The organism is Aquimarina sp. AD1, assembly GCF_003443695.1.
GTDB lineage: Bacteria > Bacteroidota > Bacteroidia > Flavobacteriales > Flavobacteriaceae > Aquimarina > Aquimarina latercula.
In genome coordinates, this window is record NZ_CP031966.1 from 4,393,335 (window position 1) to 4,414,554 (window position 21,220).

17 protein-coding genes are annotated in these 21,220 nt (G+C 31.9%); 7 read left to right on the top strand and 10 right to left on the bottom strand.

Annotated features, from left to right (window positions below; genetic code table 11):
- Positions 1-59: 59 nt before the first annotated feature.
- Positions 60-1,286: a 2-oxoglutarate dehydrogenase complex dihydrolipoyllysine-residue succinyltransferase gene (odhB, locus tag D1815_RS18865; RefSeq protein ID WP_027393921.1), complete on the top strand. Its 1,227-nt coding sequence runs from the start codon at positions 60-62 to the stop codon at positions 1,284-1,286.
- A 95-nt stretch (positions 1,287-1,381) separates the two neighbouring features.
- On the opposite strand, the gene D1815_RS18870 is transcribed toward odhB, so the two are convergent.
- From D1815_RS18870 to D1815_RS18885, 4 genes are all read right to left on the bottom strand, one after another.
- Positions 1,382-3,910, bottom strand: a complete 2,529-nt coding sequence (locus D1815_RS18870) for a glycoside hydrolase family 9 protein (protein WP_118388904.1) — start codon at positions 3,908-3,910, stop codon at positions 1,382-1,384.
- 480 nt (positions 3,911-4,390) lie between these two features.
- Positions 4,391-5,335, bottom strand: coding sequence for a GYDIA family GHMP kinase (locus D1815_RS18875; protein ID WP_027393920.1), 945 nt, complete (start codon positions 5,333-5,335; stop codon positions 4,391-4,393).
- A gap of 121 nt (positions 5,336-5,456) precedes the next feature.
- Positions 5,457-6,110 carry an ATP-binding cassette domain-containing protein gene (locus D1815_RS18880; protein WP_118388905.1) on the bottom strand — a complete coding sequence of 218 codons (654 nt, stop codon included), beginning with the start codon at positions 6,108-6,110 and terminating at the stop codon, positions 5,457-5,459.
- A 456-nt stretch (positions 6,111-6,566) separates the two neighbouring features.
- Complete coding sequence (locus D1815_RS18885) at positions 6,567-7,883, bottom strand: hydroxymethylglutaryl-CoA reductase, degradative (protein WP_118388906.1); 1,317 nt, start codon at positions 7,881-7,883, stop codon at positions 6,567-6,569.
- Between the two features lie 252 nt (positions 7,884-8,135).
- Here D1815_RS18885 and D1815_RS18890 point away from each other — a divergent pair, with 252 nt between their 5' ends.
- The 6 genes from D1815_RS18890 (at position 8,136) to D1815_RS18915 (ending at position 15,534) form a co-directional block, all read left to right on the top strand.
- Positions 8,136-10,307: a S9 family peptidase gene (locus D1815_RS18890; RefSeq protein WP_118388907.1), complete on the top strand. Its 2,172-nt coding sequence runs from the start codon at positions 8,136-8,138 to the stop codon at positions 10,305-10,307.
- 42 nt (positions 10,308-10,349) lie between these two features.
- Entirely contained in the window at positions 10,350-11,939 is a 1,590-nt protein-coding gene (locus tag D1815_RS18895) for a peptide MFS transporter (protein WP_027393915.1), read from the top strand.
- A 98-nt stretch (positions 11,940-12,037) separates the two neighbouring features.
- Positions 12,038-12,577 (top strand): thioredoxin family protein, encoded by a 540-nt coding sequence (locus D1815_RS18900; protein WP_027393914.1) that lies wholly within the window; start codon positions 12,038-12,040, stop codon positions 12,575-12,577.
- 174 nt (positions 12,578-12,751) lie between these two features.
- Positions 12,752-13,408, top strand: a complete 657-nt coding sequence (locus D1815_RS18905; protein WP_035085780.1) for a hypothetical protein — start codon at positions 12,752-12,754, stop codon at positions 13,406-13,408.
- Between the two features lie 271 nt (positions 13,409-13,679).
- Positions 13,680-14,018 (top strand): hypothetical protein, encoded by a 339-nt coding sequence (locus D1815_RS18910; protein ID WP_027393912.1) that lies wholly within the window; start codon positions 13,680-13,682, stop codon positions 14,016-14,018.
- A gap of 232 nt (positions 14,019-14,250) precedes the next feature.
- The gene (locus D1815_RS18915; RefSeq protein ID WP_118388908.1) at positions 14,251-15,534 is read left to right on the top strand and encodes a serine hydrolase; all 1,284 of its coding nucleotides are present in this window, start codon (positions 14,251-14,253) and stop codon (positions 15,532-15,534) included.
- A 16-nt stretch (positions 15,535-15,550) separates the two neighbouring features.
- Here D1815_RS18915 and D1815_RS18920 read toward each other — a convergent pair whose 3' ends face one another.
- The 6 genes from D1815_RS18920 to surE form a co-directional block, all read right to left on the bottom strand.
- The gene (locus D1815_RS18920) at positions 15,551-17,593 is read right to left on the bottom strand and encodes a ComEC/Rec2 family competence protein (protein ID WP_118388909.1); all 2,043 of its coding nucleotides are present in this window, start codon (positions 17,591-17,593) and stop codon (positions 15,551-15,553) included.
- A 170-nt stretch (positions 17,594-17,763) separates the two neighbouring features.
- Positions 17,764-18,321, bottom strand: coding sequence for a hypothetical protein (locus D1815_RS18925; protein WP_027393909.1), 558 nt, complete (start codon positions 18,319-18,321; stop codon positions 17,764-17,766).
- Positions 18,322-18,413: 92 nt separating this feature from the next.
- Positions 18,414-18,929: a C40 family peptidase gene (locus D1815_RS18930; protein ID WP_027393908.1), complete on the bottom strand. Its 516-nt coding sequence runs from the start codon at positions 18,927-18,929 to the stop codon at positions 18,414-18,416.
- A gap of 11 nt (positions 18,930-18,940) precedes the next feature.
- Positions 18,941-20,050, bottom strand: coding sequence for a lipid-A-disaccharide synthase (lpxB, locus tag D1815_RS18935; protein WP_027393907.1), 1,110 nt, complete (start codon positions 20,048-20,050; stop codon positions 18,941-18,943).
- Between the two features lie 22 nt (positions 20,051-20,072).
- Positions 20,073-20,354, bottom strand: a complete 282-nt coding sequence (locus tag D1815_RS18940) for a hypothetical protein (RefSeq protein WP_118388910.1) — start codon at positions 20,352-20,354, stop codon at positions 20,073-20,075.
- Complete coding sequence (gene surE / locus D1815_RS18945) at positions 20,347-21,129, bottom strand: 5'/3'-nucleotidase SurE (protein WP_027393905.1); 783 nt, start codon at positions 21,127-21,129, stop codon at positions 20,347-20,349. The genes D1815_RS18940 and surE overlap by 8 nt, the downstream gene beginning before the upstream one ends.
- Positions 21,130-21,220 lie beyond the last annotated feature (91 nt).

Below are 21,220 nucleotides of genomic sequence, written 5' to 3' on the forward strand. Positions count from 1 at the left end.
AAAGTAACTATAAATAGAAATATTTTCGCGAAAGCGATATAAAGTATAAATTTAGAATTATGGCTTTAGAAATGAAAGTCCCTTCTCCGGGAGAATCCATTACAGAAGTAGAAATAGCTCAATGGCTTGTAGAAGATGGTGATTATGTGGAAAAAGATCAAGCAATAGCAGAGGTAGATAGTGATAAAGCAACGTTAGAGCTTCCTGCAGAAGCTAGTGGTATTATTACACTAAAAGCAGAAGAAGGAGACGCTGTAGCTGTTGGTGAAGTTGTGTGTCTTATTGACACAGATGCAGCTAAACCAGAAGGAGGTTCTTCTGCATCTAAAGAAACTTCAAAAACGGAAGAAAAAAAGGAAGAGGCACCAGTACCTGCGAAAACAGAAGCTCCAGCTAAAACAGAAACATATGCAACTGGAACTGCTTCGCCAGCTGCTAAAAAGGTGTTAGCTGAAAAAGGAATTGATGCTTCTCAAGTAAAAGGAACTGGGCGCGATGGACGTATTACCAAAGCAGATGCAGTTGATGCAAAACCATCAATGGGTACTCCAGGACCTGGAAGTAGAGGAGAATCACGTAAAAAATTATCTATGCTACGTCGTAAGGTAGCGGAGAGATTAGTTTCTGTGAAGAATGAAACTGCGATGTTGACTACTTTTAACGAAGTGGATATGCAGCCGATATTTGATTTAAGAAAACAATATAAAGAAACATTCAAAAGCAAGCATGGAGTTAGTCTTGGGTTTATGTCATTTTTTACATTAGCTTGTGTAAGAGCTCTAAAAATGTATCCAGCCGTTAATTCGATGATTGAAGGTAAAGAGATGATTTCTTATGATTTCCAAGATATCAGTATTGCCGTTTCTGGACCAAAAGGATTGATGGTTCCGGTAATTAGAAATGCTGAAAACTTAAGCTTTAGAGGAGTTGAGTCTGAGGTTAAAAGGTTGGCAATTAGAGCTCGTGAAGGTCAGATAACGGTAGATGAGATGACAGGAGGAACTTTTACAATTACTAATGGAGGAGTTTTTGGTAGTATGTTATCTACTCCGATCATAAACCCACCGCAGAGTGCTATTTTAGGAATGCACAATATTGTAGAAAGACCAATTGTAAGAGACGGACAAATAGTTGTAGCACCGATTATGTATGTGGCATTGTCTTACGATCATAGAATTATTGATGGTAAAGAATCTGTTGGGTTTTTGGTAGCTGTTAAGGAGGCATTAGAAAATCCTGAAGAATTATTAATGGATAATAATATAAATAAAGCCCTTGAACTTTAGTCGAAGGTTTTCTTACTAAAAAGATAAAATCACCCTATTTAATTTTAATAATTAAATAGGGTGATTTTTTAGTTAGAGTTTGCATTAAAATTGTTTTACTTCTTTGCAATTTTAGTTGTATAACTTTGGTTTTTAGTAGTTACTTTAACTAAATAGAGTCCTGTAGTAAGGTTACTTATATCTATGCTGGAAGAAGTAGTGTTTATTTTTTTTGACAAGACTTTTTTACCTCGAAGCGAGTAGATTTCGATATTCGAGGATGCTATGTCTGTTGAGAATTTTATATTTAAAATGCTACTTGAAGGATTTGGGAAAATCTTGACAGAACTTATGTTCTCTTCTAGCTCATTTATAGATAATGTAGCTGATTCTTTTTGATAGAAATCTAAAGCGTGCATTGCATAGACTAGAGGGGCGTTCCAATTAATAGTAATTTCATTGGTAGAATATGAACACCAGTGGTCTACATATTTTGAAGCTGGCAAATTAGAAGGGAAATTAATTCCAGAACCTGTGCAATCACCTGTGTCTGGGTTGTTTTCATTTTGCGGTCCTCCTACAATCATCCCAGGAATAGGAGCAGAAATACCGTCAGCATCAGATATTCTGTGGTGAGGTTCGAATACTTGTGTATCTCCAAATCCAGTTACATAAGAGTATCCAGTTCCGTTTCTACCAAAAATATAGTCCATCGCTGTATAAGCAGCGTCTAAATAAGACTCATCTTGAGTCAACTCATATGCTCTGATCAGTAAGATTAATTGATTTCCTACTGCTCCATTACTACCCCAAGAATAGTCGTTAGTAGACATTGTAGTTTTCATTGGAGAAGTATTAACCTGATTCTTTAACTGATCAGCTGTGCTTATTAAAGTGCTATTGGCTGCAGTAACGTTAATTGAACTTGCTAAACTGGTAGTGTATTGAGCGATTGAAATTAGTGCAAGAGGATCACTATATGGCCAGCTTGGAGTTCCCCCTCCAATAGAACTTACATCAATGTCATCTCGATAGGTATTTTCTCTAGTTGTAATAAATAGTTCTACTGCTGCCCATTGAAATTCATCGGTAACATTCGTATCTCCGTATTCTCCGGTAGAAATATCGGAAACAGGTGTTCCGTTCCCTTGGCTATAATAAATAGCAGGATTAGCTTTTGCCCAAGAATAGGCATCTTTTGCTGCTTGTTCTAATTGTGCACTAAATCCAGGTCTTACGCTTTCGTAATCAGAAAATATTCTTGATGCCACTGCGGTTACAGCAGCAAAATTTAAAGCTGCTGCAGTTGATTTTTGTACAACAAATCTTTCTAAATTATATGCGGCAGGCATAACTCTTCCAGAGAAGTTTTTAGCAGTTAATTTATGGTATACTCCACCATCATTCGGGTCTTGCATGTCTAACATCCAATCTAAATTCCATAAAACTTCATCTAAGATATCAGGTAAATCTCCGCCTTGTTCAGGAATATTATATTGTAAGCTTTGCCATTCCGTTTTATAATGTTCATATGCAGCTAATAAGGTATATGTACTAATTCCACTATTTACTACGTATTTGTTGTAATCTCCTGCGTCATACCATCCTTTTGGCGCAGATATTACAGTCCCCTCTGGTCGTGCAGACGTTGCTGCTGATGAATGCACACGAACGACGTCATCTGGAGTTCCTGCTGGTCTTGCATAAATACCTGCGTGGGTTGACTCTAATGCCGTAGAAGAACGGTTGTAATAATAGTACTTAAAAGCTTCTTCTCTAAGTTCCGCATATCCATCTATACTTACATTAAAGGTAATTTCTTCAGTATCTATTAGAAAACGATATGTTCCTTCGATGTCCACTTCAGAAATATCTACATTCGCAATATGTTCTCCAGAATCACTCCATAAAGATGATGCTCCTGTCGTTCCAGATAATACTGTATTATTTGAGCTATCTAGTATGGTGTATGCTTGATTGCTAAAACTACTTTGAGCTACAACACTAATGGTTTTATTTCTGCCTGCTATATAAGATACTTGATTGTAGCGAACTTCATATGCGGATGGTGGAGGAGGTGTTTCTAAAGGTTCTCCAAAAGAAATCCAATCAATTTCAATAGTTCCTGAGTATCCTCCTTCTGCAGCATTTACAAAAAATTGAACAAAAGCTATTTTAGATGGATCTACGGGACAAGGAGCTGTAGCTTGTGTGCAATCAGAACCTCCATAACCTCCATCCTGTAAATTAGAAGAATAGTCTAGTTCGTAAATAGTAAACTCATTGTCTATTCTGACGGACAATGGGCTTAAATTAGATACAAAACCATCTTCATCTTGGATATCAATTCTTAAATCCGGATTCGAACTACCCATTACTTTAATATATAGTTTGGTTTGGTTTGATATATTTATTGATATATCAGAACCATTGTTGTGTAGTGTATATTTAAATGGGCTAAAAGCTCCTGCTGTACCATTAGCATTGATTGATAAATTATCATTAGATAATGATACGGCATATGCAGAAGTAGGCTCTACACTTAATATGTTTTCGTCAAAATTATCACTATAGATAATTTGACTATTGCCTATAAAAGCAATTAAGAATGAAAGGGCGATGGTAAACAGAATTCTTTGTTTCATTGGGACAATTTTTTTGAATTTTAAGGGTTATTTTTCATGTTTTGACTTGAGAAATTAATGAGATATTGTATTTAAAAGAAGTTAAGTTATTGTGGAGTTGTTTAAAAGATAAAATTTAAAAAGTCACGAAAACTTTGTGCTCAATTTTAAGTAACTTTTTCTTTCTATAGATTTTGTGATATGTGTTACCAACCTATTTAAAGCTTCATTTAATTATTTAATTCATTAATTTCTCAAGTCAATTATTAAAGATAACGCAGAATAGTGGTATTGTATTTATATCGCAATCTTTACATTTTATGAACACGATGTTTTGAATGATGATGAAGATGTAAAAACTCTTCTAAACACCTAGCTTATAGGTGATGTTTTGAAAAATATTAAAGGTGTAAAAAACCTGTATTATAGATATTTTATATAGAGGAACGAATGTCATTTACTAGTAAAAAAATGCAAATCATCCATTTTTCAAAAAAAACATTACAGTACCATTTTAGAATAAGGTATAATAGTTTTATAACCTTTATTAGAAAAATAATTCATATCAGAAATAGTTCCAGTAGCTAGGACAAAATCTCCACCCCATCCACCAAGGCTTTTTATACTTCCGGAATAATCCGAAAATAAGGTAGATTTTACGGTAGGCGTTTTAATAATTTTAGATATTGTTTGTTCGTGTAAATCAATAAGGTCACAAAATTCTTCTAACGAGGAGCAATCAATTAGTGAATTGGTAATTTCTTTAATTTTTTCCGAAGCTACATCAAAATCCTTAAGCGGCAAAGACTGATAGTGTTTGATGGATTGTTTGCTATCTTGTTTTTGATTAAGGTAAACAAAAAACAAATGATCTTTAAAAATAGGATCAAATTCTGCAATGCTAATTACAGGAGTATCTTCTTTTCGGATATATAAGATTGGTGTAGTGTGTTGTGCGCTAGCAATATCATAACCGCTTCCTCCAAAGCTTTTTTTTAATAATGTAAAAGCATTGACATCTGCCCATTGAGCAATATTATTTATAAGTGTTGAAGAAGAGCCTAATCCCCACTTGCGATTAAACTCTAAATGGGTTTTTACGTAATACCCTTTTTCGCCAGAAAGAAAATCAGGATTTAGTTCCTGAGCTACTTTCAGTATTTCTAAAAGTGTTTCGGAAATGCCTAAACCTTCTTCGTCTGTTAAAAAACTGGTGTTAGATGAATTAGCTTCAGAAATTGCTAAAGGGAGTTTAATAATCGTTTCGAACCAGCAATCATCATCTTTATCAAAGCTTTTCCAAGAAATATGATCAGAATCATTTTCTTCAACTTTTAACCATTGTCCAAGTTTTGTAGGTAATGCTAGTGCTTTGATGCCATCAAGAACAAGGTATTCTGAAGTTAGTAGAAGTTTGCCGTGACTATAAAATGATTTTTTCAACATATAATTTTGTCTTAACTAGAAACAAATTTACTTTATTACTACATTTAATAAATAAGAATACTCTAAATATATTAGTTATTAACTTATGTTGAATACAGTTTTTTCTAAATGAAGGAGAGACTTAGAAACTGTTTAAGTAACCATAGCCGACCAGTTCGGTAGGGTTTTTAATACGTGTAGAAGTGCTATTGGTTAATAGGTATATATCATCTGATATGTCAAGGATATAACGATACATATGATCTGTTAGGATGATAATTTTGTTTTTCTTTTCTTGCTTAATAAGTTCTATAAAGGTCTCTATATATAGAGGTGCAATATTTGAAAAAGGTTCATCTAATAATGCTATTTCTCCTGGACTCATTAACATAAGATATGTTTCTATAACTCTTTTTTCACCTCCCGAAAGATCATATATTTTTGGGTTTTGATACTTTTGAAATGGTTCGAATATGATCGTAAAAGATTCCCAGCTGAGGTTAAATAAATTAAAAACTTTTTCGAGAGAAATATTTTTTGGAATTGTATCTTTTTGGGATAAATATTTTACTTTTCCTGAAAGATAGAGAGGTCTGGCTTTGTTCTTTTTGTTAATACGAATCAATTTGTTTTGAGGTTTTAGATGCCCAAATATTATCTTTAGCAAGCTACTCTTTCCTGAGCCATTTCTTCCAAGTATTCCTGTAACTCTTCCTTTTTCAGCTTTAACATATACTCCATTTAGAATGAATTTATTGTTATATGATAATTCTACGTTGTCAATTTCTAGGATCATCTTATAAAATATTGAAATGAGTAAAAAGTCATAACAGAAGCTATACTATCAAATAAAAATCCAAACAAAAAAAGATGTAAATTATGTAGTCCTAGGTTTTCATAAAAGAAGAAACGATCAGTAAACGAAACCTCCATATTTGTATAAGAGACTAATTTATGCCAAATTTTTAGTCCTAAGAAATACACAAACTTTATTAAGATTATAAAAGCGAGCGTTGTGTTTTTTTCTTTAAATAAAAGTAAAAGTGTAACAAAGGTGAGGACGTAAAAATGCTTTTTATAGAATGAGAAAAGTAGATATAGTTTTGTCTGCATAGTTAAAATCAGAAACGCAATTTAGATGAATGACTTTAGTTGTTGACCAAACCAAAATCCAAATACGAGTTTTAATAATAAACGGTATAATTACCCTAGTATGACAAACTATTCCAAAATAAGAAAAGTAGAAGTAGGTTTAATTTCGTAGTTTTTCGATTTGTAGTACTACCTCACTATGTGTTACGGTATTAGTTTTAAAATGCTCAACTAATTTTTCTTTTTCATCATTAGTGGCTTGAAACTGATTGAGGATATTCATTAAATGCATTTTCATATGGCCTTGTTGGATCCCGGTAGTAATAAGGGAATTGATGGCAGCAAAATTTTGAGCAAGTCCTGCTACTGCGGTAATTTCCATAAGTTTTTTTGCATTGGGACTTCCAAGTAAACTTAAGGCGAGTTTTACTAGTGGATGCAATGTAGTTAAACCCCCAACTGTACCAAGAGCTAAAGGGATTTGTATTGAAAAATGAAATACATTATTTTCAATTTTAGCCGCTGTTAGACTAGAATATTTACCATCTTTAGAAGCATATGCATGAGCTCCCGCTTCAATAGCTCTAAAATCATTTCCTGTTGCTAATACAACCGCATCAATACCATTCATGATCCCTTTATTATGAGTAACAGCTCTGTATGGTTCTATTTTTGCAATTTGTACAGCTCTTACAAATTTCTGAGCATACTGTAAAGAGGTTAAGTTGTTTATACTTGGTAAATCATCAATGGAGCAAGAAACAGAAGCTTTAACTATGCATTCTGGGACATAATTAGAAAGTATGCTCATGATAATTTCTATCTTTTTTTCAGCTTCAGAAAATTCGTTATAGGTAGTCGCTGCATTGGTTAGGAAATCAGCAAACTGCTCTAAACAAGAGTTTATAAAATTTGCTCCCATGGCATCAACAGTACTAAAAGTACAATGAAGTTGATAGTAGTTTTCTAGTTCTGATGATTTATCTCTAAGCTCAATATCTATAATTCCGCCACCTCGTTTTTCCATGTTTTTAGTAATATGGGAAGCTGAGGAAATAAGATCAGACTTGATATTTTTAAAGAATCTTCTTAACTTTTCATTGTCTCCAGAAAATGTAAAATGTACCTGTCCGACTTTTGTAGTAGATAATACTTCGGCATTAAAACCACCTCTACTTTGCCAAAATTTAGCTGCTTTGCTTGCTGCAGCAACTACAGAACTTTCTTCTATAGCCATTGGAATAGTAAAACGTTCATTATTAATTAAAAAATTTGGAGCTACAGAAAAAGGTAAATAATAATTGGATATAGTATTCTCCGTAAACTCATCGTGCAACTGCTGAAGTTTTTCATCAGAATTCCAATAAGTTTTAATAATATCGATGGTGTTTGTGTCATTATTAAAATGATGTTTAACCAACCAATTTATTTTTTCGTCTTTAGAAAGCTTAGAGAAGCCAGAAACTACTGGAGCCATATTGTTTTTTTACTATAAGGGGTCAAAGATACTATTCTGTTTTGTTTCAAACGATTTTTATGAATTCATAAATGCAATATCCCGTTATTTTAAAAGTATATTATTCTATCTATTCACAAGGTTTTATTAATGATATGCTAATAAATATTCGTTTCTCGCATTCCATTTTATGGTATTTAACGTCAATTGTTGTATTTTTCACGGATTTTTTAGTATTCTTGGCGCTAACATTTTTTTTATTGAAATTAAGATATGAAGATTACCCGATTGTTTTTTGGAATAGCATTTTTTATAAGTTTTGTTACTATAGCGCAAGACAAAGCATTTATATTAGAAGAAATATGGGGAGGAGCATTTACAACTGAAAGGTTACAATCCTTGCATTCCATGAATAATGGTACGCAATATTCGGTTTTAGAAAGAGATAATACTTCTGGTGAAACTTCTATCGAAGTTTATGACTATGCCACTGGAGAAAAGGCAAATACATTAATCAAATCCTCTTTTATAGACGACCTGAAGTTTTTTCAAGGGTATGAATTTAGTAAAGATGAGAAGAGAGTTTTACTTGCAAGTGAGTTAGAACAAATCTATCGTCGTTCGTCAAGAGGAATTTATCATTTGTTTGATGTGGCTTCCAATAGTAGTTTTAAGATTAGTGACAGTAAAATACAATCACCTGCGTTATCGCCTGATGGAAATAAGATAGCATATGTATTAGATAATAATATATATGTTTTAAATTTTGTTACCGGAGAAGAGATTCAGTTAACAGATGATGGAAAAAAGAATGAAGTTATCAATGGTATTACCGATTGGGTATATGAAGAGGAATTTGCATTTGTAAGAGCATTTGATTGGAGTTCTGATAGTAATAAGGTAGCATTTATAAGATTTGACGAAAAAGAGGTTCCAGAATTTTCAATGGATGTATATGGTGCACAATTATATCAAAAACAAGATGTATTTAAATACCCTAAAGCTGGAGAAAAAAATGCTAAAGTTTCATTACACATAGCCGATTTAGGAAGTATGTCTTTAGATAAAGTGAAATTAGGAGAGTATAAAGATTTTTATATACCAAGAATTAAATGGTCTACAAATCCAGATATTTTGAGTGTACAAGTATTAAACAGGCATCAAAATAATCTGGATTTAATTTTTGTAGATGCGAAAACAAAAACTCCAAAAATTGTGCTTAACGAGAAGGATGAAGCGTATATTGATGTTACCGATAATCTTACCTTTTTAGAAGATAATAGTTTCATTTGGACTAGCGAAAAGGATGGGTACAATCATATTTACCATTATAAAGAATCAGGAGAATTGATTAATCAAATTACTAGTGGTTCTTGGGAAGTAACAGATTATTATGGATACGATGCAAAAAATAAAAGTATTTTTTATCAAAGTGTAGAAAACAAGAATATCAATAGAGATATCTATTCAATTGGTTTAGATGGAAAAAACAAGAAGAGATTAAGTACTAAAGAAGGGACTAATGAAGCAGATTTTAGCGCAGATTTTAGTCAATACATCAATTATTTCTCAAATACATCTACTCCTTTTGAGTTTACTTTAAATAATGCTGCAGATGGAGCGGTAATTCGTGAGATTAAAAACAATCAAGCATTAAAAGATAAACTTGCAGAATATGATGTAAGACCAAAAGAATTTTCTACGATAGATATTAACGGCGAAACATTAAATATGTGGACAATCAAGCCAAAGGATTTTGATCCTGCTAAGAAGTATCCACTGTTTATGTATCAATACTCTGGACCAGGATCTCAATCAGTTAGTAATTCTTGGAATAGGAGTAATGATTATTGGTATATGATGTTAGCACAACAAGGATATATTGTTGTTTGTGTAGATGGAAGAGGAACAGGGTTTAAAGGAGCTAAATTTAAGAAAGTTACACAAAATGATTTAGGGAATTTAGAAGTTCAGGATCAGATCGCAGCAGCAAAACAACTAGGAGCTTTAGATTATATTGATGCATCCAGAATTGGTATTTGGGGATGGAGTTATGGTGGTTTCATGTCTAGTAATTGTTTGTTTAAAGCGCCTGATACTTTTAAGATGGGTATTGCAGTTGCTCCTGTTACAAGTTGGAGGTTTTATGATACAATCTATACGGAACGATATTTGATGACTCCACAGGAGAATGCGAAAGGGTATGACGATAATTCTCCAATCAATTTTGTTGATGGATTAAAAGGAAAATTTTTACTAGTGCACGGTAGTGCAGATGATAATGTACATGTTCAAAATACTATGCGTTTGATCGAAGCGTTGGTACAGAAAAATAAAGATTTTGATTGGGCAATATACCCGGATAAGAATCATGCAATTTATGGAGGTAATACACGATTACATCTGTATAATAAGATGACTAATTTTATTAAAGCGAACTTATAATCATTAAACAACTTATAAATTTTACTAACTTAATAATTGAATATGGAATTTAAATTTGGAGGTTCAGAGATAAACCAAAGAACCGTTTTAGGACATCCTTCAGGGCTTTTTGTACTCTTCTTTACAGAGATGTGGGAACGTTTTTCGTACTATGGAATGCGTGCTTTACTTGTTTTATTTCTTGTAGCTTCGATCGTAGATGGTGGCTGGGGCTGGGAAAGAGATAGTGCACTATTGCTTTATGGATGGTATACGGGATTGGTTTATATTACTCCAATTTTAGGAGGTTTGATAGCTGATAAAATTATGGGGTATCGAAATGCCGTTGTTTTAGGGGCCTTATTAATGACATTGGGGCATGCATCAATGGCTTTAGAAGTTACTGCTGATTTATTCTTTTATGCTGGATTAGGACTTTTGATTATTGGTAATGGACTTTTTAAACCGAATATTTCTTCAATGGTTGGTCAGTTATACAAAACTCAAGGGAAAGAAAAAGATGCAGGGTATACCATTTTTTATATGGGAATTAATGCAGGTGCTTTTCTTGGAATTTTACTTTGTGGATATATAGGAGAGAAAGTAGGATGGCATTATGGTTTTGGTTTAGCTGGAATCTTTATGTTTATAGGAATGTTACAATTTTATTTTGCACAGGGAATTTTTGCGAATATTGGTCTTTCTCCAAAAAAGATGGAAGATTTAGATGATGTAATTGAAGATTCTATAGAAAATACACAAGATGCAATCGAAGATATTATTGATGAATCTAAAAAATCTAAAGTTACTAGTGATAGATTAATCGTAATTGGTGTTTTCTCTTTCTTTGTTATCTTTTTCTGGTGGGCTTTTGAACAGGCTGGAGGTTCTATGACTATATTTGCTTCTGATTATACGGATAGGGTTCTTGAAGGGAACGGAGCTATGATCTTTAAAATATCAAATACTGTATTGACAGTAGTACCTATGTTAATAATAACTTGGGTGCTAATGTTATTATTTAAACAAACCTTTGGAAAATATTCTTTATCTAATATTTTACTAGGAGCAGGTTTTGCAATTATATGGGGTATAGTGATCTGGATGTTACAGAGAGAGTTCGTTGCTGACTCGGCAGATGTTCCTGCTTCTTGGTTTGGTATTCTAAATTCATTCTTTATTATTGCCTTTGCACCACTTTTTTCTAAAATATGGCAAAGTAAGTATAACCCAACAGGACCTGTTAAATTTGCAATCGGATTAATATTATTAGGTTTAGGTTTTGGAATATTAGCGTTTGGATCTATGGGAATACCTTTAGGGGCTAAAACAGCTTCTGTTAGTATGATTTTCTTAATATTGGCATATTTATTTCATACGCTTGGAGAGCTTTGTATCTCACCAGTTGGACTATCATATGTTAGTAAATTAGCTCCTGTAAAGTACGTAGGGTTAATGTTTGGAATCTGGTTTGTAGCGAACTTTATTGCTAATACAATGGCTGGTGTAACAGGTAGTTTTATTGATCCAATAGTAGAAGAGTACGGAATGAGTGTGTTCTTCTTAATGTTTACTATAATACCTGCAGGTGCAGGAGTTGTTATGCTTGTTCTAAATAAGACCTTATTGAGAATGATGCACGGAATTCGTTAATACTAAAACACTACTTTACCCGTTACCCAAAACGGGTGAAGTTTTTAATAAGGAACAGTTTTTGTTTCGACTAATATGTAAATACAAATTTTGAACAGATGAAAAACCTACTTTTACTATTTGGATTTCTACTTGTTTTGCAATCCCAGGCGCAAGAGATCAATTGGATGTCGATGAATGAAGCATTGGAGGCGCAAAAGAAAAAGCCAAAGAAGATTTTTATGGATGTATATACCGATTGGTGTGGGCCGTGTAAATTGTTAGACAAAAAAACTTTTCATAATAAAGACGTAGTAGAATACGTTAATTCTAATTATTATGCTGTAAAATTTAATGGAGAAGGTACTGAAGAGATAAAGTATAACGATTTTACCTATACCAATCCTAATCACAATCCTGATAGAAAAGGTAGAAATAGTCAACATTTTTTTGCTAATGCCTTAAAAATAAGTGGATATCCTAGTATTGTTTTTTTTGATGAATCAGGCAATTTGATTGCTCCAGTGGTGGGGTATAAAACACCACAGCAATTGGAAATTTACTTAAAGATGATTCATACTAATGATTATAAGAAATTAACAAGTGCAGAGGCTTGGCAGCAGTATGAACAATCATTTGTGAGTACATTTAGTAATTAAAGAATATATTTTAATTATAGAAAACCCTCTTGTCTATCTGATAAGAGGGTTTTTTGATTATAGTTGTTTGGCTTTGTGAATGATATGGATTTGTTTGAAGTTTATATGATAACAGAGGTAACATTTTATTGTTTTTAGACACTTATAAGGACGAATAAAACTAAACATCATAAAATGAAGAAAATTATATGGAGTCTTGTACTCTTTTGTACATTGTTTACTAGTGGAACAGCACAGGAATTAAATTTAATTGGTAGGTTAAATGGAAGTATCGGATTTAATTATGAATCGATTGATTATAATGGAGGAAGTTTGGCTTATAGTCCAGGAGGTGGAATGGGACTTGAAGTTGGTGCAGAATATAGGTTTTTTAACGGGTTATCAGGTTACGGAACATTAGGATATCAGTATAATTTAGCCCTTCAATTGCAGAGTGGTACAAACGGATCTAATAAAAGCTCTGTTACTTTTGGCAGAGCCTTTTTTACTTTGGGAATAAATAAGTTTTTCAAATTTTCGGAAAATACGTTACACGGGATTGTAATAGGTGTTGGGGGTAATTATAGTATTCCTGGAAAATTAAGAATTACTGAAAATGATTTTTCTGCAGATCCGATTGAATATGAGACGAATTTAGGTTTTCATATAGATGCCAAACTAAGATTGAAATTGTCAGATGTGATTTTTCTAGAGCCAGGTATTAGATATAGGCAATTAGAGTTAGAAGCAAAATCATTTGGACCGAATACCATAGACGCGTTACCTTCTCATTTACGAACATTAAATACTTCTGGGGTTGAAATTTCTGTTTCCATTATCAAAACAATATAACAGATAGTATCTTACCGGTTATTAATTTTAAATTCTCTTTTGTCTTATTGATGAGAGGGAATTTTTTTAGTTATATACTGAAAATAATACGTTAAATAAACTAGGAATAATTCCTAATTTTGTATCTTTGTTTTGGAATAATTCCTATTTATAGATTCGTTAAACTTCATTAAAAGAATCTTAAAAAAGCAATCTTGGAGTGTGTTTTGTTATTGTATAACAAAATATACTATATGCGTAACACCAATACCTAATTGAAGAAATTTACCTTATGAGTGGTATTAAGTATGAAATACAGAACAGGAAGCTTAGATCATATAAGCACACATTTGATTATAACTTTTGTAAGCAAAAGTATAATGAGTACGCTATGATGGAGTTAAAAGAGTTTAAAAAATGTCTAAAAAGACCTGATAAGCTAGGTGAGATAGGGCATTTGTGTAGTTTTATTCTTTGGGTGAAGAATAAAGAGCAAGATGAGTATAGAGATTGTCTAGGCGATTACGGTTTGATTCATTTATTATTTCATTGTTTAGAGAGTAAGCACAATGCAGATATCCATGCAGAGTATATACATATGCTTTTTAAAGAAGATATTAAGCTGTCTTAATATTATAATTCTTTTTTTGAAAGTTTTTTCCTTCATATGAAACCCTTATAAATCCACATAGCGGTTAAAAAGTGTTAAAATTTATAATAAAATGTATTTCAACGATGATATTTGCATATAATCGTTATATTTGGTCAGAATTGAAATAATTAATAAACCAAATCGTTACATAAAAGTATTAAGAGTCTCCCCATTTTTTTGACTTTAATATTTTACTAGAGCTTAACCTGATATGAAAAAACGTTTCATCATTGCCCCTTCAATGTTGCTGTTAATTGCATTGCTTTTCCCTCTTATCTCTGCTAATAAAATAGAGAAGACCAAAACGACTAAAGAATTAAAACCAGTAAAAGTACAAGCTTCGGTAGATTTTTTTAAAAATCCAATATCTGATAGACAGAAAGAGCTTTTAGTTGAAGCCGTAGAGAAATATTTTGATAAAGCATTAAAACAACACAAAATTGTAGGAGCAGGAGTTAGTATCGTAAAATGTGATTCTGTTATTTATTTAGGTGGTTTTGGAAAAAGAAATGCTTCACGAAAAGAAACGATAGACGAAGAAACCATTTTTAGAATAGGTTCTGTTTCTAAAGGTTTTGCTGGAGTACTATCTGGGATATATGTAGAAGAAGGTTTGCTTAGTTGGGAAGATAAGGTACATGATTATGTTTCTAATTTTGAGTTGGCTAATAAGAAATGGACAGACAGTGTAACCTTATCACATATTTTATCACATTCTTCTGGCTTACCATATCATAGTTTTACAAATTTGGTAGAAGATGGGATTGATTTAAATACCATAGCGGGTCAGTTTAAAAGTATCAGAACTATAGCTAAACCAGGCAATATTTATAGTTATCAAAATGCAGTATTTGCTCTGAGTGGAGCAATGATAGAGCAGGTGAGTGGGAAGTCCTATGGAGAAGCGATTGCAGAAAAGATTTTTGAACCACTAAACATGTATAATGCATCTACAGATCATAATTCTTTAAAAACCGCTTCTAATGTAGCAATGCCACATAGAAAATATGGTAGACGCTGGAAATCTCTAAAACTTAATCAAAAATACTACAACGCAATTCCGGCTGGAGGCGTAAATGCCAGTGTAACTGATATGGCGAAATGGATGCGATTTTTATTAGGACATAATCCTAGTGTAATGAATTCGGATGGATTAAATAAAGTTTTTAATCCAATAATTAATCTACCAGGAAAAAGTAAATATTACCAGAAATGGGCGGGTCATAAAGAATCTCAATATGCACATGGATGGCGTATTCATGATTTTAAAAATAGAAAAACAGGGGAATCAAGCAGAATGATTCATCACGGTGGTCATGTAAATAGTTTTAGAAGTGAAATAGCTATTTTTCCACAAGAGGATCTCGGAATAACTATTCTTTTTAATAGTCCAACAAAATTAGCAAGGACTGTTGTCCCAGATATCCATAAAATTGTAAAAGAAGTAATGGATATTCCAGTAGAAGAATTACTTGCAGAGGTATCCGATTTCTAGAATAATTTATAAAATTTTAGTTCAATATAAAAGCTCCCTTTTTGTCTGTGCGATGAAAAGGGATGTTTTGTTTTAAACAACTCTTTTCCCACTGATCGAGATAACTTTTATAATTACTACCATCTGCAACGATTAGTGTTGGTTGTAAGGTTTGAATCATTCTCTCAATATGAAGTTTTGGAGAATTAGTTAGAACAATTATATCAGGGTGTAATTTTTCGAGTTTATAGATTCCAGAGTTATCAATTACTAATATTATTTTAGTCTTATAATAATAGATGTTATTTAGCTTTTCGGTACTGAGAAGTTTGGAATCATTTTCAATTAGATAGTTTTTTAGTAAGTACGTTTTAGTGCTAATGGAAATAGAATCTTTAGAGAATAATCTTAGATATTGATTTTGTAAAACGCCTAATGTAGAGTTCCGATAATTATGGAAGATAATGAGTTCTTCTTTACCTAGATTTAGATGTCTTTCATAAATTACAGTTGATAAAAAAAGAAGACTACTTATTAATACAGTCAAAACTCTTATGGTATATCTTTTCTTGAGTAAGAATATTAAAGAAATAATACAACCATATGCTGTAATCAGCATTTTGGATGAAAAATAAATATTTGTTATTATAAACTTTTCTTGTTCAGAAACTTTATGAACAATAAAATTCATTAGGTTAATAAAGTTTCCAAATGTAAGGGCTATCCAATCTGTTAACAATTGCATTTCTGCTAAGAATATTACTATTATTCCTAATCCGAGAATAATTCCTAAAAAAGGGATGATTATAAGGTTAGAAATAAAAAATAGTAAAGGAAATTGATGAAAATAGAATAATAATAGCGGTAATAAACCAAGTTGTGCTGCTATTGTAACTGTAAGAGTTTCCCATAGTTTTTTATCAATAAAGAATCTAGGAGTATATAATTTAACCAATGATGGTTGTATCCAAACTATTGAAAATACTGCTAAATAACTTAATTGAAATCCAATTGAGAATAATAATAACGGACGTAAGCATAATAGAATAAACATGGAAACAATTAAAGAATTGTAAATGCTTGTTTTTGATCTAATATGCATTCCTATAGCTACAAAAGAGAACATGGTTACTGCTCTAAGTACTGAGGGAGATAAACCTGCGATAATAGCAAAACACCATAAAAGTAAAATAATGAATATGGTTTTAACCACTTTACCATTTTTAGTAAAGTAATCAAGAGGTTTTAGGATCGAACTTAGAATAATTAATAAGATTCCAATATGTAATCCAGAAATAGCTAATATATGAATGGCTCCGGCATCACGATAATCTTTAAAAGTGGCAGAATCTATATCTTGTCTTTGACCTAAAAGGAGTGCGTTAAGAATAGATAATTGTTTATTACTAAAATTATACAATGCGAGTTTTTGATATATATCCGTTCTAATGATATGTGCAATTCGGTAAATTGAAAATACAGGAGAGTTTGTGGGGATTAATTCTTTGTGCTCTAAACTTATTTTATGAAAAATATATTGTTGCTTTAAATAGTTAGCATAATCAAATTGATTCGGATTTAAAGCAGTAGGTATTGACTCCAAAGTGTTAAATGTAATATAGGAGTCACCTGTTATCAATTTATGATTTACACTATCTTTTACTATTTGTAATAGAAATTCTCCATTAACGTTCTCTTTATTTATTGATGAAAGACTTACAATATATTTTTCATAATATGTACTTGGTTTTAGTCTTTCCTTTATGTGAAAATTTAATACCGTCGGATTGTTGTCTTGTTCAATTAGATGGGTGTAATGTTCAGAGTTATTTTTTGGATTATTAATTTTAACCATAGTAATCCCAAACATTGTAAAAGTAATAACTACCAAAAAACTGAAACTAATAGAGCTTCTGAATATTTTTTTTGCATACCACCAGGAACTTAGTAGTCCTAGTATTGCAATTATTTGACATATAAGAATAAATCTCAATCCAATAGTAGTGTATTGACCGATAATAATTCCTGTAATCAAGGAAAGGGTTAAGAATAAAAATGGAATGTTACGTAATTTATACACCTATTGATAATTAATAGGCTTTTAGGACCTATAACTAATCGTGTCGTATAAACTAAATATGTTACCTGTAGATTTTTGTTTTCTTGGTATTTTAAGCTAACCTAAAACATGATTCCCTTAAGAATTGATAGGTTTTGTAAAGAAATTGCTAAAGGTAAAATTGAAAAGAATTACTTTCTTATTCGGTTTCTTCTTCTAATGGCTCCGGAAAGTTCTCTCTTCTTGTCTTTTATAGTGACTTTACCAGTGTCTATTTTTACTGTGTAATCGGGATGTGGTCCATGTGGATCTACATCAAGGAGAATATGTAATTTTGAATTATTTGTAGGTCCAAAATTATATGTTTCCTGATATCCTTCGTGTGTTAGTGCATCTATTCGTTTTCCATCATGACGAATAATCATTTCAAATTCACCTCCAATACCAGTCTCTTTATCTGGGCGCAAAAATTTTCGACTATATGGTTTCATACCGACTAAGCTTCCAAAATAATTAGATTTAGGTGTGTGATACCAGTTCTTAAACCTAGGAGCTTCTTCCCATATATATCCTTTATTATCTCGAAACTTATTACCCATATAATGAGTTAATGTAGTAACCTCTTTTTTTACATTAAAAAGATTTCTATTAAGATGATAATAGATGAACTGATTCTCATCAAATTCTTGCCCATTTACTTTAGCATCAATAACTTTTTTTACTTCTAAGGGATCTAATGAGTATTCCATGATAAATGAATGATTTTTAATACACTAATTTAAAATAATTATGGGGAATTTAAGGTCAATAAAGTAAAAAAGTAAGAAAACAGAAAATAATTTTATAAGATTCTCCTAATTCCGGCAAAACAATTGTTCCAATATCTTTCATCTAAACTTGATATAGTAACTCCCTTAGATGTAGAGGCATGAATAAACTCTATTCGTTTTCCAGTTTTTACTACTAGGCCAACATGATTTATTGCGTTTTTATTTTTGTTTGTTCTAAAAAACAAAAGATCTCCAACAGTAACATTTTTTAGAGATATTTTTTTTCCTTGAACAGACATAGCTCTAGAGGTTCTCGGTAAGACAACCTCTTCCTTTTTAAAAGATGTGTAAATTAACCCAGAGCAATCCATTCCTTTTTTGGTAGTGCCACCATATTTATATCGAGTACCCTCAAATGTCTTGGCATAATCAATAATACTATTGATCTTTTTGTTTTTGGGTGTTACTCTTTTAGTTTTAGATGTGTTTTCGGTTTTTCTTGAAACAGTACTTCTCTTTTTAGCACCTCCACAAGAGGTGAGCGTAATAGATGCTACAAGTAAAAAATAAAATAACTTATTATTCATTTTGGGGCTTTTTATTTTATAGTTTCTACAATTAAATTGGCAGTTTTATCACTAGCTCCTTTACCACCAAGTTTCTTTTCTAAATCATAGTATTCTAAGAACATTACGGCTCTCTTATAATCATCTAATATTTTCGTAAGCTCTTCTTTTAATTGTTTTTTATTAAAATCACCTTGAATTAACTCTTTAACCACAGGTTTGTCCATTATTAAGTTTACCAAAGAAATATATTCTAGATTGATAATTCTTTTGGCAATATGGTATGATATTGTATTTCCTTTATAGCATACCACCTGTGGAACTTTAAATAAAGCTGTTTCTAATGTTGCTGTTCCAGAAGTTACTAAAGCAGCATTGCTCAAACTTAAAACATCATAGGTACGATTCATAATTAAATGTACCCCTTCCTTTTTTATAAATGGCTCATAAAATTTTTCGTCTTGACTAGGAGCTCCAGCAATAACAAATTGGTAAGAAGGAAAATCATCCACCACACTGAGCATTACTTCAAGCATTTTTCTGATTTCTTGCTTTCTACTTCCTGGTAATATTGCAATTATCGGGCGCTCATCTAAATGATATTGTTTTTTGAAATTATCTGGCATTACTTGAGTATGATCCGCAATAGCATCGATAAGTGGGTGTCCAACAAAATTAACCTCGTAATCATATTTTTTATAAAAATCTGATACAAAAGGTAATATTACATACATATGATCAACATTGGCTTTAATGGTCTTGACTCTTCCAGCTCTTGATGCCCATACTTGGGGGCTTATGTAATAATGTGTTAGATAGCCTTTTGGTTTTGCCCATTCGGCAATACGAAGATTAAAACCTGAATTGTCGATTAGAATTAATGCATCTGGATTATATTGCTCAATGTCTTTTTTACATTGTTTTATAAAACCTAAAATCTTAAATAGATTTAGAATAACTTCAAAAAACCCCATAAAGGCTCTTTCTTTATAATGCAGAACCATGGTACCTCCCACTGATTGCATTAAATCTCCTCCCCAAAACCTAAATTCTGCTTCGGGATCTTCTTTAAGAATAGATTTCATAAGGTTTGCACCGTGTAAATCACCAGATGCTTCTCCTACAATAAGATAATATTTCATCTCTATATACTTTCGTCGTGTGTTAACTAAACTTACTAATCGCAATACTTACTGCAGCAATTAAAGTAGCAAGAAGTACGCCACGCGCTCTATATGGTTTGTTTTGTTTTAAAAATAGGAAGAAAATAATAAGATTTAGAATGGCTCCTAAAGCAATCAAACTTCCTAAAAAATTATTTTGCTGGGCTGCTTTTAAAGTTTCTTTAATACTTAATTCAGAAAATAACAATATGTATAAAATTATTCCAATTGCATTGGCAAGTATTCCAGTAACAAAACCGAATAGAATTTCTTTTTTAATCATGTAACGACCAGTTGTTTAATTCTTGTATAAAATGATGTGCGGTAAGATCAAATTTTGTGGGAACAATAGAGATGTAACCATTGTGCAGAGCCCACTCATCAGTATCTTCTCCTTTATCTTCATTAATAAATTTCCCAGAAAGCCAATAGTAGTCTCTACCCATAGGATTTGTTCTTTTGTCAAACTCTTCTACCCAATGCGCATTAGCTTGTCGACATATTTTAATGCCTTTAATGTTTTCTTCTTCTAATTTTGGGATATTAACGTTGAGGACAATACCTTTTGGCAATCCATTCTTAAGCACATTATTTACAATATTTTTTATAAATTTTTTAGAAGGTTCGAAATTAGCATTCATACTATAATCAAGTAATGAAAATCCAATAGCAGGAATTCCTTCAATTCCAGCTTCTACGGCAGCACTCATTGTACCAGAATAGATAACATTGATAGCAGAGTTAGAACCGTGATTAATTCCACTTACACATAAGTCCGGTTTTCTATCTAGAATTTGTCTTGTTGCCATTTTGACACAGTCCACAGGTGTTCCAGAACAACTATATTCCCTCTGCGGTCCGTCTTTGTCAATAGTAATAGGATCACAGTACAAGGTGTTGTTTATTGTAATAGCATGACCCATAGCACTCTGTGGACTGTCAGGAGCAACAACAAATACATCGCCAATTTCATTCATTATGCTAATTAAAGTCCGAATTCCAGGAGCTGTTATGCCATCATCATTGGTTACTAAAATCAAGGGTTTTCTTTGTGGCATAGGATTATTTTTTTCACTGGTAAAAATACATTTTTTTTATTCTAAATATATTATTAGTAATCAGTAGTGTACATTATTAGTTCTTTTAAGA